This is a genomic window from Streptococcus oralis (genome assembly GCF_015561235.1).
In the GTDB taxonomy this organism is placed as follows: domain Bacteria; phylum Bacillota; class Bacilli; order Lactobacillales; family Streptococcaceae; genus Streptococcus; species Streptococcus oralis_BK.
This window is the reverse complement of the sequence record NZ_JADMTC010000001.1, coordinates 106805-119937: the sequence shown is the minus strand read 5'-3', so window position 1 is coordinate 119937 and position 13133 is coordinate 106805. Positions and strand designations below refer to the sequence as shown.

13 protein-coding genes are annotated in these 13133 nt (G+C 41.7%); 1 reads left to right on the top strand and 12 read right to left on the bottom strand.

All coding sequences use genetic code 11. From position 1 onward, the window contains the following. Positions 1 to 7: 7 nt before the first annotated feature. From I2H52_RS00730 to pbp2b, 12 genes are all read right to left on the bottom strand, one after another. Complete coding sequence (locus I2H52_RS00730) at positions 8 to 799, bottom strand: RNA-binding protein (protein ID WP_195593691.1); 792 nt, start codon at positions 797 to 799, stop codon at positions 8 to 10. Next, positions 796 to 1056, bottom strand: coding sequence for a YggT family protein (locus tag I2H52_RS00725; protein ID WP_000576499.1), 261 nt, complete (start codon positions 1054 to 1056; stop codon positions 796 to 798). The genes I2H52_RS00730 and I2H52_RS00725 overlap by 4 nt, the downstream gene beginning before the upstream one ends. After that, positions 1056 to 1586 (bottom strand): cell division protein SepF, encoded by a 531-nt coding sequence (locus I2H52_RS00720; RefSeq protein ID WP_125840901.1) that lies wholly within the window; start codon positions 1584 to 1586, stop codon positions 1056 to 1058. The genes I2H52_RS00725 and I2H52_RS00720 overlap by 1 nt, the downstream gene beginning before the upstream one ends. Positions 1587 to 1595: 9 nt before the next feature. Then, entirely contained in the window at positions 1596 to 2267 is a 672-nt protein-coding gene (locus tag I2H52_RS00715) for a YggS family pyridoxal phosphate-dependent enzyme (protein ID WP_195593686.1), read from the bottom strand. A 3-nt stretch (positions 2268 to 2270) separates the two neighbouring features. Continuing rightward, positions 2271 to 3527 carry a cell division protein FtsZ gene (ftsZ, locus tag I2H52_RS00710; RefSeq protein WP_000144258.1) on the bottom strand — a complete coding sequence of 419 codons (1257 nt, stop codon included), beginning with the start codon at positions 3525 to 3527 and terminating at the stop codon, positions 2271 to 2273. A 16-nt stretch (positions 3528 to 3543) separates the two neighbouring features. Next, entirely contained in the window at positions 3544 to 4914 is a 1371-nt protein-coding gene (gene ftsA / locus I2H52_RS00705) for a cell division protein FtsA (protein WP_195593683.1), read from the bottom strand. Between the two features lie 233 nt (positions 4915 to 5147). Beyond that, positions 5148 to 5852 carry a TIGR02206 family membrane protein gene (locus tag I2H52_RS00700; RefSeq protein WP_195593681.1) on the bottom strand — a complete coding sequence of 235 codons (705 nt, stop codon included), beginning with the start codon at positions 5850 to 5852 and terminating at the stop codon, positions 5148 to 5150. A gap of 196 nt (positions 5853 to 6048) precedes the next feature. Then, positions 6049 to 6660: an NUDIX hydrolase N-terminal domain-containing protein gene (locus I2H52_RS00695; protein ID WP_195593678.1), complete on the bottom strand. Its 612-nt coding sequence runs from the start codon at positions 6658 to 6660 to the stop codon at positions 6049 to 6051. After that, positions 6647 to 8020, bottom strand: coding sequence for a UDP-N-acetylmuramoyl-tripeptide--D-alanyl-D-alanine ligase (locus I2H52_RS00690; protein ID WP_195593675.1), 1374 nt, complete (start codon positions 8018 to 8020; stop codon positions 6647 to 6649). The genes I2H52_RS00695 and I2H52_RS00690 overlap by 14 nt, the downstream gene beginning before the upstream one ends. An 85-nt stretch (positions 8021 to 8105) precedes the next feature. Continuing rightward, the gene (locus I2H52_RS00685; protein WP_195593672.1) at positions 8106 to 9149 is read right to left on the bottom strand and encodes a D-alanine--D-alanine ligase; all 1044 of its coding nucleotides are present in this window, start codon (positions 9147 to 9149) and stop codon (positions 8106 to 8108) included. 173 nt (positions 9150 to 9322) lie between these two features. Continuing rightward, complete coding sequence (recR, locus tag I2H52_RS00680) at positions 9323 to 9919, bottom strand: recombination mediator RecR (RefSeq protein ID WP_000966754.1); 597 nt, start codon at positions 9917 to 9919, stop codon at positions 9323 to 9325. A 10-nt stretch (positions 9920 to 9929) separates the two neighbouring features. Continuing rightward, positions 9930 to 11972: a penicillin-binding protein PBP2B gene (pbp2b, locus tag I2H52_RS00675; RefSeq protein WP_195593670.1), complete on the bottom strand. Its 2043-nt coding sequence runs from the start codon at positions 11970 to 11972 to the stop codon at positions 9930 to 9932. A gap of 256 nt (positions 11973 to 12228) precedes the next feature. Between pbp2b and I2H52_RS00670 the strand changes: the two genes are divergently transcribed. After that, positions 12229 to 13080 (top strand): MurR/RpiR family transcriptional regulator, encoded by an 852-nt coding sequence (locus I2H52_RS00670; RefSeq protein WP_007521197.1) that lies wholly within the window; start codon positions 12229 to 12231, stop codon positions 13078 to 13080. Positions 13081 to 13133 lie beyond the last annotated feature (53 nt).

Sequence of the window (13133 nt, the reverse complement as noted above, 5' to 3'; positions counted from 1 at the left end):
CTTTTCCTCACTTACTTAATAATAATTGAATGCTTAATTTTATCTTGTCTTTTTTTGTCTGTCCATTGTCTTTGACAACTTTTAGACGACCAAACTTTCTCACACTGATCAAATCCCCAACGGCAACCTGGTAATCACTTTTTTCAACCAGATGATAGTTTACCTGGACAGATTTTTTCTCAATTAGTTGACTGGTTTGATTTCTAGATAATTTCAAGGCACTTGATAAGAGGGCATCCAATCGAAAACTCGAAACTAAAATTTCTCGTTCTCTAAAGTCAATTTTAGATATAATCCTATCGGTAAAAGGACGTTCCTCCAGCGATACAGGAAGTCTGCCAATCTTTCTTATTCCATCCTGAAAAAGAGGAATAAAATCACGATTGACAAAAATCTGTGCTCTATTTTCATCTACCAAGATATCACCAAATAATTTACGGTCAATTCCTAGCTGGTTGATGATTGTTCCCAATATTTTTCCATGGCTCAGCTGTTCAAACTTGCTCGGATAGCAAATTTCTAACAAGGTCATTTCAAAGTCTGATATTTCCGGTTCAAAGTAATCTGGATACAGAAGAACACGAACCGACTCCGTCGGAAGAAAATCACCACTACTTTGGCAACCCAGTCCATATGTCCCAGCTAGCACCCTCAAGATCTGTTCCTGATGGGGATTGATAAAAGGTGTAAGCACCGGTACATATGTATCTTCTACCCGCTTGATCCACTCTAATCCCTTATCAATAAAGGGAATATCATCTTGGGAAAAATGCTGATAAATGGCTCGATTTACTGTCATAGTAATAGTACTAGTCGTGTTAAGATATTTCCAAGAAACTGGATCAGAATCAGCGCGGCCCAAACCGTAAAATCAAGACCAGCAAATTGTAAATTGAGCTTACGAAGTGGCTCGATAACTGGACGAGCAAGTCTGATGACTAAGCGACCTAGTTGACTTTCATAGGCATTTGGAAACCATGAAAGAAGAGCAAATGCAACGAGAATGATGGAGTAAATGCTAACTGCATTTTGAATTAAACGGATTAAGAAAATCATTATCTTGCTCTATTTCGTTTAATATCAAAGCCGAACTCGGCACCTTGTGATTCGTCTGGAAGTTTGATATCCTCAATATTCACGATAACGTTGACAGGCGTCAATAGATACATCGTACTCGCAACTTTTTTCATATTTCCAGCCAAGACGTGACGGGCTCCGTCCAAGTAATCAAGGCAGCGGCGCGCTTGTACTTCTGTCATGTATTGGAAATCAATCAAGATGCTTTCATTTCCAGTTAACAAATCAACAATCTCAGTTGCATCCTCATACTTTCTTGGATAACGAACATCAATCGTCACTTTCTCATCTGAGTGATGGTTTTGCTTTGCCAACTCTTGTTGACGAGCATGGAGGCGAGTAATATTCGCATCTTTTGCTGATCCTGACTGAGCAGGTGCTGGTAATTCTTTAGAAGATGAGATAGCTGGGCTAACTGTTTCCTCTTGTTGAGTCTGGTAGTTAGTCGTTTCTTCCCCATCTTCTGTAAAATAATCTATAAATTTATCGAATCTATCTTTTAAAGACATAGCTCTCTCCTATTTAAAAAATGCTGTACCGATTCGAACAAAGGTTGAGCCGAACTGAATCGCTTCTTTAAAATCACGACTCATTCCCATACTTAGCTCTGTCATCGGCATATTAGGGATTTGTTTTTCTCTAATTTCTGCTTGCAGAGCCTGCGTATCCTTGAAAATTTTTTTCAATTCATCACTGCCTGCCTCAAAAGGAGCCATGGTCATTAAACCAACATACTCAATCTGATCTAACTTAGCCAATTCTGGCAAAAGTTCTAGCAATTCTTCTTTTGAAAACCCATGCTTGCTTTCTTCCCCAGAAATATTAACCTGCAAGAAACACTTGATAACATGATCTGTTCTCTTTTGAATTTCCTGTGCTAATTTTAGAGAGTCTAAAGCATGAAAGTAATCCACATATGGGATTACTTCTTTTACTTTCCGTCTCTGTAGTGTTCCTATTAAATGCCAAGTGACTGGGTAATCTTTCAAGGCCTGATATTTTTCTAAAAATTTATCAACTCGATTTTCACCGATATGATGGATGCCAAGCGGAAGCAAGGCTTCCGCTGTTTGTACATCTACATATTTTGTCACTGCGATTACTGAAACAGCATCTAGATTACGGTTGGCTTTTTGACTAGCATCAGCAATTTGCTGAAAAACTAATTCAGTGTTTTTTTTCAAATTCATTGATTAACGATTTTTGAAGAATGGAGGTGTATCCAATTCATCCTCATCTTGTGAAACTGGTGTTTCAAAGCGTTCAACTGGTGAAACAACGGGATCTGTTTGGCGAACAATTGACTCACGGCGCAAGTCCCAATCTCCAAAAGCAGATGCTTGGTTGGTTTCAAAGCGACGCGGACTTGATTTAGGCAGTTCTGCTGTCTCTTCCAAGTCGAATTGACGGTCAAATGTGTGTGCTTGTGGAGTTTTAGTTGATGGTCGACCAACTGGTTGGTTGGTAGCAGACCCGACTACTTTTTCTAGTCGTTCTTGACGAACACCTGTCGCTACAACAGTCACACGGATTTCATCCTTCATGCTTTCGTCGATAGATGTTCCAAGCCAGATGTTTACACCTTTACCAGCTGCTTGGTTAACGATTTCTGAAGCTTCTTCTGCTTCAATCAAAGTTAAATCAAGACCACCAGTAACGTTGACAATCACATCTTCGGCACCATCGATAGTTGTTTCAAGAAGTGGAGAGTAAATCGCTTTACGAGCTGCTTCAACAACGCGCTCTTCACCGCTACCAATACCGATACCCATAAGGGCATTCCCTTTGTTTGCCATTACAGTTTTCACATCAGCAAAGTCAAGGTTAATCAATCCTGGGTTCGTAATCAAGTCGGTAATTCCTTGAACACCTTGGCGAAGAACGTTATCTGCTTCACTAAGAGCTTCAAGAAGCGGTGTTTTCTTGTCAACAATTTCAAGTAAGTTATTGTTAGAGATAATCAACAAAGTATCAACATGCTCGCGAAGTTCATTGATTCCTTCTACAGCGTACTGACCACGTTTGCTTCCTTCAAATCCGAAAGGACGTGTCACGACACCAACTGTGAGAGCACCAAGATCTTTAGCGATACGTGCAATAACAGGGGCAGCACCTGTACCAGATCCACCACCCATACCAGCAGTGATGAAGACCATGTCTGCACCGCTGATTGCTTCCGTCAAAGCTTCTTCGCTCTCCTCTGCAGCTTTACGTCCAACTTCTGGACGACCTCCAGCACCCAAACCACGAGTCAATTTTGGACCAAGTTGGATAACGGTTTCTGCTTTCGTACTGCTAAGAGCTTGTACATCAGTGTTGGCTGCGATAAATTCTACACCAGCAACACCTTCGTCAACCATACGGTTGATGGCGTTACCACCACCACCACCGACACCAATTACCTTAATAACTGCGCCTTGAGCTGCTGCTGTATCAAATGAAAATGTCATAATTTCTTATCCTCTTTTATTCATCAAACATGCTTCCGATTAAACCACGGAAACGTTCTGTTAGCTTCGGTTTACTTTGAGAACTTGCTTGGAATTCTTCCTTTGGAGCAACTGGAGTTTCCTGCACAGTTTCAACTGGAGTTGTCTGTGTTGGGCTTGGTTGCGCCACAGGATTCAAACGTTGATTTGGAATGCCAAAGTTGATTGGTTTTTGACGAAGAAATTCATCTCCTTTAACTGCTTTTTGAGCAAGAAGATTGACTTCAGTCAATTTACCAGCAAACTCAGATAAACTAATCACGTGAGCAAATGCAGGGTTGCGAATTCCAACCTGATTTGGTACATAGAGTTTTACTCGAACACCAAATACTTCTTGGGCTAATTCAACAACGCCCGGCAAAATTGCATTTCCACCGATAAGGACGATACCCCCTGGCAGATCTAACAAGTGTCTTCTTTCCAACTCTTGTTTGATTTGGTCAAAGATATGTTTGATGCGTGCTGAGATAATTTCTGCCAAGTAGCTTTCTGTCACTTCAACAGGATCTACTTCGCCAATTACTTCAACTTGGAAAGTTTCGTTACTTGCTAGCGGAACATAAGCTTCACCATAGTTCAGTTTCAAACTTTCTGCAATCTTTTGAGATGTTTTCAAGACTTTAGAGATGTCTTTTGTAACGTAATCTCCACCTTCTTGGTAGATGTTGGTGAATTGCAATTCTTGGTTTCGGATAGTCGCTACAGTAGTCTGACCTCCACCCATGTCAATGACAGTTGCACCAAATTCACGTTCGCCTTCATTGAGAACTGAGTTTACAATCGCCAAAGGTGAAATAATCACATTATCAACCTGAATGCCTACACGCTCAACTGTCTTGCGAAGATTGTGTAGAATCGTACGAGGACCTGTGTAAAGCAGACCACGCATTTCCAAGCGAACACCCATCATACCACGAGGGTCACGGATTCCTTGGAAACCATCCACGATGAATTCTTCTGGAATAAAGGTAATCACTTCACGATCAGGAGTCATGCTCTTTGTCAAAGCTGACTTAACAACATCTTCAACATCCTGATCTGTGATTTCTTTTGTATCTGATGTTACAGGAATCATTCCTTGTGTTGGTTCGACCTGCAAGAGATTTGCTGGCAGACCAACGTTGACAGACTTGATAGAAATGCCTGCTTTCTCTTCTGCCTGTGTGATTGCGGATTTGATTGCTGAAGCAGCTGCTTCAATATCAACAATAATTCCGTCTTTTACACCTTTACTTTTGGCATTACTAACACCAATTACATTTACTTCGCCATCTCTATGCTCTGCAACTAACACCTTAATGGAGCTAGTTCCGATATCTAAGCCTGTAAAAAAACCATCTCTAGTCATTACATCGCATCCTCTCTATCTTCCAAGTTTCTCACTTCTATTTAATAACTATGTTTGGGCATAGCTATTCAAAGAATATTATAACACAAAAAAACTAATCATGCTTAGTTTTTCGTAAATTTCCTGCATGTTTTTTGAGAAAATATTAGAAACTTTTTCTTCTGGAAAAAGTTTTTGATGTTCTTGTCAACAATTCGATAATATTTATAACCCATCAAAAAAAGAAGGTCTTTTTAGACCTTCTCTTGAATAAATTCTTCCGATTTTTGCTGTAAAAAAATCTCTAGCAATTTTGCTGTTACGCAAATTGCTATCACGATAACGCTCGAAACAATAAGGTAATTCAAAAGTTGTCCGTGATTTCCAACAAGTGGCGGTCTCGTTAAGAAACCATAATCCCCACTGACAACTAAATTAACAACCCATATCAAAGCGTTTAGAGTGAAGGTAATCACCGCTACATTTTTGAAGTTGAGCAGGGAAGCTTCATAGTTTTTAAACAAGTATAAGAGGGCATTTCCCAAAAGTGCCACATGTCCGATAATGAAGGACAGGATGGTCACGTGTGGAAACGGATAAGGATCAAATAGTGGATAAGTCAGAGCTGCTGTTGCTCCAAAGACTCCTAGAAGGGCAAAGTATTGCTTGTACTTAGAGGTTCCCGGGATCAGGAGCAAGACAAACATGGCTACACGGCAATGATAGAAAGGTAAACTTTCTGACAGGGGCAAATGGTTTCCCCAATACCAGCCATACAGAACAATCAGTTGAACAGATTGAAGAATCTGAATAAATCGTTGGTAAGCCACTTTGTCGCGAAAACGATAAGAAGCGTAGAAAGTAAAGGCCAGTAAACATAACAAACCAATATACCAGTGGAGTTCAAACTGGGGCGGTTCTGATATCTGCGTGGTAAATAATTTATCCCACAAATTCATATTCTATTCCTCGTTCATCTAGCTAGAGGCGGTAAAAAATTCACTTTCTCCAGCTTTTAAATTTTTTGAAAAAACTTGATTCTATGCTATTCATAGAACACTTACGTCTTAAATTCGCAACCTATTATATCATTTGTATTGCAGAAATGCACTTTACAGACACCCTTTTTTGATTTGTCGACTTCTCTAGCACAAACTAATCGACATATTGGTCTCTTTGTCCTCTATAAACTTGCCAAAGAATCTCCATTTGCTCCTTGGTGATGCGTTTTTCAGATAAGACTGGCAATTGGTCAATGGCAAAAAATTGAAGCTCAGCAATTTCTTGATTTTCTTGAAATTGTCCATCAAGAAGCTGACATTCAAAGACAAACTTTGCATATTGTTTGCTCTGTAGTTGGAAACGATTGGTATCAAAAACTGCAAGTAACCTTTCAGCTTTTGCTGTAAAACCGGTTTCTTCTTCAATTTCCTTAAGAATATTTTCTGTTGGAGAATAACCAACTTCACCAAATCCACCTGGCAAAGCCCAACTATCCTCTCCTTTTCCCCTAACCAGACAAATTTTTTCATCCTCAACAATCCAAGCACGGACGTCCATTAACGGAGTCGCATAAGCGGACGTTGGCTTCAAGACTTCTGCCACTTCTTCTGCATCTATATCTAATCCCTGATTCAACATTTCAGATAACAGGCTTCGCAAGTCCTCGTAACGCTCGCGGTCGAAAGGATCTTTTGTAAAGGTTAATCCAGTATCTGTAATGGCAATCATTCTTTGCAGATACTTGGCAAAATCACTTGCATTCATTTTCTAAACTTTCTACCAACCTGGCTAGATTCATGGAGTTCGAGCCTTTGAGCAAAATCTGGTCATTGGCACCGAGTCTTTCCTTGACCTGCTTGACAAGGTCTTCAAATTGATCCTCGTCGGCTGTTTTTTTAAAGTAGAAAACGTGGCCGATTGGAAACATTTGACTGGCAAGTTGGCTTAATTCCGCAATATCTTCTCCATAGAAAATAACCGTATCCAGCACATCTGGCGAGAGGCTCAAAATCATCTGGTTATGGAGTTGAACAGACTGGCTACCTAATTCCTTCATATCCGCCAAAACCGCAATTTTCTTGCCACCCTCGTTGGCTGGAATGGCAGAGAATGTCTCCAAAATCAACTTCATAGCAGTTGGATTGGCATTGTAGACATCTGACAGGATATCTGCTCCATTGGCTGCTTTCTTCCACTCAGTACGGTTACGCGTCAATTCAAGATTTTGGAAGGCCTGGTGAATTTGCTCCTCTGAAACTCCTTCTTGTAGGGCAACATAGGATGCAATCATGGCATTAGTGGCATTGTACTTACCAGTCACTGGCAAATCAAGGGCTTGTTCCAAGAAATTGGCCTTAAAGGTCAGACTATCCTTGCGTTCGACCAAGTCTGTGATTTCCAATTCTGCCCCTTGCCCAAAACGAACCACCTTTTTATCAGCTGGCAAGTAGTCCTCTACAATGGAGTCGGCTGGTGCCAAAAGCAAAGAACCTGAAGCCATACCATCTGCAATTTGCATTTTTCCTTTAGCAATCTCTGAACGGTCTTTGAAAAAGGCCAAATGAGCTTCTCCAACCAAGGTCACGATGGCTGTCTTTGGATGGGCCAATTCAGACAAGAGATGGATATCTCCCAAGTGGTCCTGCCCCATCTCCAAGACCAACTTTTCTGTTCCCTCAGGCATGTGGAGAACTGTGTAGGGAAGGCCAATCTCGTTATTGTAATTGCCCTGAGTTTTGTAGGTCTTGTAGGTTGTTGACAGTAAATGCGCCAACATATCCTTGGTCGTTGTCTTACCATTTGAACCCGTTACCGCAAAGACATCAACCGCTGTTTTTTCAAGATAGTAGGCTGCTAGCCTTTGAAAAGCAGTCAAAACATCATCTACTAAAATGTAGGAATGATTTGCAACCTCTTTCTCAGACAAGGTTACTGCTGCACCATTTTCCAAAGCTGTTTCGATAAAGTCATGACCATCACGCGCACCTTTGAGGGGCACAAACAAATCTCCCGTCCCAATCAAACGACTGTCAAACTCAGCCTTTTCTAACTGGACATTCTCAAATATGCTGACATCATTTTTAGCCCCAACAGCTTGGGCGACTTCACGGATTGTTAGTTTCATTTCTACTCCTTTAAAAAGGGTTGAAGTCTGAGAACTCTAATCACCTTGCAGGCGATGTTCCTGGCTTCTACCCCCTCTTTCATTTTTATAGTAAATGCGCTTCGTGCTTATTAAAGCTCTCCTTAGCAAGGTCAACCAAATGCTCGATTAGGTCTGAGTAGCTGATTCCCATATTGTCCCAAAGTAGTGGGTACATAGACCACTGGGTAAAACCTGGCATGGTATTGAGCTCGTTTAGGAAAACCTCGCCCTTATCTGTATAGAAGAAATCACAACGAGATAAACCAAGGCCACCGATCGCACGGAAGGCGGTTTCAGCATTTCGACGCATGACAGCTACCACATCATCACTAATCTTGGCTGGGATGTCCATGGTAATCTTGTTGTCAATATACTTGGCATCATAGTCATAAAAGGCAACATCCTTGACTACTTCACCTGGCAAAGTGCTCTTCACATCGTAGTTGCCCAAGAGACCAACCTCGATTTCACGCGCATTCACCCCTTGCTCTACTAAGACACGGCTGTCATATTGGAAGGCAAGTTCCAAAGCTTGGCGGAGTTCTTCTTGGTTTTCAGACTTAGAAATACCGACACTTGACCCCATGTTTGATGGTTTTGTGAAGACTGGATAAGTCAATTTTTCTTCAACTTCAGCAATTTTAGCAGTCACATCATCACCTTCGACGACGGCCACATAAGGAACTTGGGCAATTCCGACAGATTCTAGAACTCGCTTGGTCGTAATTTTATCCATGGCAAGACTAGATGACAAGATATTGCAACCTACATAAGGCATTTTTAAAACTTCCAAGAATCCTTGAACAGAGCCATCCTCTCCCATTGGGCCATGAAGAACTGGAAAGACCACTGCACCTTCTTCGTAGATGGCACTTGGTGCAACTTTCTTATTCCAATCAATCGTTTCATTGGTCATGAGACGATTCTCTTGACCTGGAGTCTGGCTAAATTCCTGAGTCTTGATAAAGTCACCTGACTGGCTGATAAAGAAAGTCTTGACTGTGAAACGGTCGTAGTTGACCGCACGCATGACACTTTCAGCTGACAATACAGACACTTCACGTTCTGCACTGCGTCCGCCGTATAAAAGAATAATTGTTTGTTTCATATTGTTTGTCCTAATTCTAATAGAATATTCGTTCTTTAGTATATCATATTTGCTTCTTTTTTAAAACTTGAAGCTAATACTGATCTTCAAAAAACATAAAAAGAGACCGATAAAAACAAAGTCGGTCTCCTCGATTTTTGTATAATGAATTGAGTTTGTAAACTGGTCTTCACCTACAACTCTGTCCGATTTTCAATGGCTCGTAAAAGTGTGACCTCATCCGCATACTCGATATCTGCTCCCACGGCTAGGCCTCGTGCTAGGCGAGTGACCTTGATACCAGCTGGTTTGAGCAAACGAGAGAGGTACATAGACGTCGCTTCCCCATCTGCTGTCGCATTGGTTGCCACGATCACCTCTGAAACCTCACTATCCATGAGACGGGTCATGAGGCTCTTGAGATTGATATCGTCTGGGCTGATGCCATTCATCGGAGAAATGAGTCCATGCAAGACATGATAGAGTCCGTGGTATTCTTGGATGTTTTCCATAGCAGCCACATCGCGACTATCCTCTAGCACCAAGATCGTTGTCTGGTCTCGAGTCGGATCTGTGCAGATAGAGCAGGGATCATCATCGGTCAAGCGACCACAGATGGAACAATAGGTCAATTCCCGCTTGGCAGATAGGAGATTTTTTGCAAATTCATTGACATCGTCATCAGACATTCCAATGGTATAGAAGGCGAGACGAGTAGCCGTTTTGATCCCGATACCTGGAAGCTTCGAATAGCTATCAATTAACTTGGCAATAGGTGTTGGATACAGCATAAGTTCCTTTCTAATTCATTGGATGTTGTTGGTTATAAAGATTGATGATATCACGCGCGATTGAAGGTCCGACACCATTTGTTAGGTTGGTGTTATGAGGAAAGACGACTGCGACCGCGATTTGAGGATTATCGGACGGAGCATAAGCAACTGCGTTGGTATTATTGGCCTTTTGACCACCATTAACATAACTTTCGGCCGTTCCCGTTTTCCCGCTTATGGAAACGGCTGCGCCATTTGAAAAGGCACGACCAGTTGTCAGAGCGCTCGTTCCATGCGAAACTTGATAGAAACCTTGGTGCAAGAGGGCCATATCCGCTTCTGAGATATTGATCTTGTTCAGTTCCTTGGTGGCTGTTTCTTGAACTAGATTACCTAAGCCACCTTGTTCATTGTTTCCATAAACTCCCTCAACGATGTGAGGAGCCAATCGTACGCCATTGTTTGCAATGGTTGCGACATACTGGGCTAACTGCATAGGTGTGTAGTTATCAAACTGGCCAAAGGCGTTATTAATATAGTTGGCCAAATCAAATTCTTTCGGCGTAAATCCTGTGGATTCATCTGGGAGGTCAATCCCTGTTGAAGCTCCGAGTCCGTATTCCCCAAAGGTTGATCTCAATTTGCCCATTGCAGTCTCTAACTGTCCCGTTGCGACTGTCATATTTGGCGTGTAGGTTTGTCCCATGATTCCTAGCGCAGTTTGAACCATGTAGGCATTAGAAGAGTATTCCAAAGCCTCAACTGCTGTAATCGGGAAAGAGCCATAGGACAAGGTATACCATGAATTGATAGGGGCCGAACCTTGGAAAACGATCGGCTGGTCTGTCAAGGTTTGATTACCTGACAAGACTCCATTTTCCCAACCAGAGCTGATGGTCGCTGCCTTAACAACAGATCCTGGCACAAAGACGTTGGTTATTGTTCCAAGCGAATCTGAACTTAATTTACCGGATTCGACATCATGCTTGACACCCGACATCGCCAGAACTGCACCGGTTTTAGGATTAAGAGCTACAGCGTAGACTCCTTCAGAGTACTTTGCTCCACCGTTACCCAACTCTGAGTTGAAGTAGCTCTTGAGTAGGTCGTCCACACCATTCTGGAAAGCTAGGTCAATCGTTAACTTGATGTTGTTTCCTTTACTTCCTTCTTCGACATTTTCCACACTTTCCATATTTCCGTGTTTGTCGAGGTGGATTTCTTTGACGGAGCGTTTGCCTTGAAGAACATCTTCATATTGCTTTTCAAGATAGGAAGTTCCCACTCGGTCATTGAGAGAATACCCTTTTTTCAAATAAGCGTCCACTTCCTCCGCTGGAAGACCTGATTTTTCACTTGATACACTACCTACAATTGAAGACAAAGAAGTGTCTAGGACTTTCCGATCCCATGAAGTTGAAATACTAATCCCTGGTAATTCCTTGGATGCTGATGCAACGAGAGCAACTTGGGTATCATTCAAGGCATCCGTAGAAATGGTGCCCGTCGCAAAATTTTCAACGGCATTGAGCTGACTAAAGAGATAGATTTCCTTTTTCTGGTCATCTGTATAATTGAGTTGACTCACGTCAATACTTTCAACTGCATTATTGTAGAGAGTCGCTTCAGATAAGCGGTTCCCATCTGAATCTAGGCGTTTATCACTTGGCAAGGATTCGACTGTTGTTTTGTAAACGTCCTGGTCCGCCAAGTAGTAGTCTGCAATCTGACGGTCTGTCAAATTAGGGGAGGTCACATTCACATATGTGAGAAGTTTCTTGGCTGTCTCCTTCAATTCAGCTGCTGTCATTTTATTGTTTCGTGTGAAAGAAACAACCTGCTTGACAGTGTTTTCTACCAAGGGTTTCCCTGCCGCATCATAGATCTGTCCACGAGCTGAACTGGTTGTTACCCTTGTCTGGCTGGCTGAGGCCAATTTTGTTTCATAGAAATCTTTATTGAGCACCTGCATGTATAACAATCGACCAATAATGGCCATAAACAACAGGATAACAATGGCAAACAGTAAATTAAGCCGAATAGGAATCGAATGGCTATTGAATTTTCTCATACAACTAAGACTCTTTTCTAGAAAAATTTCCGATTTTCACCTTTATTTACATATAAAACAATAGAGCAAACAGGTGATGTTCAGTACATTTCATTGTACCATATTTTACGGAGAAACTCTTGGAAAAGTCGAAGCATTTTTTGACTTTCAACCGAAAATGCCTTTTTATTTGGTTATCCTAACTTCTATGATATAATGATAGTAATAGTTAGGAAAGCGTTAACCTTTAAGAATTTGACTCATAAAAAGGAGCCTCATGAACAAGCCAGACATCGCAACCATAATCGACCTCCATTTTGAAGAATTAACCGAGCTCGAGCAAGAAATCGCTCGCTATTTTTTACAACCTGAAACGATCCAAGATGATCTTTCTTCTCAGCAAGTCACCCAGAAATTACACATCTCCCAAGCAGCATTGACCCGCTTTGCCAAAAAGTGTGGTTTTACAGGCTACCGAGAATTCGTCTTTCAATACCAGCATCAGGCTAGTAAACCGGACACTCATTCCCACAAACATAGTCCTTTGACCAAACGTGTTTTGCGAAGCTACAGTATCATGCGAGAACAAACGCAGGATTTGATTGACGAAGAACAACTGGAACGCGTCGCCCAGTTAATCGAAGATGCTGAGCGTGTCTACTTCTTTGGAACAGGCAGTTCCGGTCTTGTCGCTCGTGAAATGAAATTGCGTTTCATGCGTCTGGGTGTGGTCTGTGAAGCCTTAACCGATCAGGACGGCTTTGCATGGACGACCAGCATCATGGATGAAAATTGTCTAGTACTCGGTTTCTCACTTTCTGGTACAACTCCTTCTATTTTAGACAGTCTATTAGACGCAAAAGAGATGGGGGCCAAGACCATCCTCTTTACCAGCGCTCCAAACAAAAATAGTCAGGCCTATACAGAAACCGTTCTTGTTGCTAGCCACAGCCAGCCTTCCTACATTCAACGGATATCTGCTCAACTCCCCATGCTCTTCCTTATAGATTTGGTTTATGCCTACTTTTTGGAAATCAATCGTGAAAGCAAGGAGAAAATCTTTAATAGCTATTGGGAAAATAAAAAACTCAATGGCTATCGTAGACAAAAACGCGTTAGAAAATCCTAGTTTGGTTGAACCAAACTAGGATTGTTTTGTTTTGATACTCTTCGAAAATCAAA